The 292-nt window shown below is 64.7% G+C and carries 1 protein-coding gene; it reads left to right on the top strand.

Going from position 1 to position 292, the window contains the following annotated elements:
• The coding region (locus tag J0695_RS38995; RefSeq protein ID WP_242553743.1) for an integrase core domain-containing protein at nt 1-253 on the top strand (253 nt) is incomplete at its 5' end.
• Between the last annotated feature and the right edge of the window lie 39 nt (nt 254-292).

Raw genomic sequence — 292 nt, 5'->3', positions numbered from 1 at the left:
ATTTGCTGGGCTGGCCGATGAGTTGGGCGTCCGTCTATCTGTCGGACGCACCGGGCAATGCTGGGACAACGCCCTCGCCGAGTCCTTCTTCGCCACCATCAAACGCGAATTGCTCGGCACCACCGCCTGGCCCAGCCGGGCCGCCGCCCGCACCGCGATCTTCGACTTCATCGAAAGCTGGTACAACTTGCACCGCCTACACAGCAGCCTCGGCTACCGCAGTCCCGCCGACTACGAGACCGCCGCGGCCTAACCGCACACCGACGGTGTCCGTCAAAGCGGAACAAGCTCA

This window comes from Streptomyces beijiangensis, assembly GCF_017315755.1.
Lineage (GTDB): Bacteria > Actinomycetota > Actinomycetes > Streptomycetales > Streptomycetaceae > Streptomyces > Streptomyces beijiangensis.
Note: the sequence above shows the minus strand (reverse complement) of the source record. Positions and strands in the feature narration are given on the sequence as shown.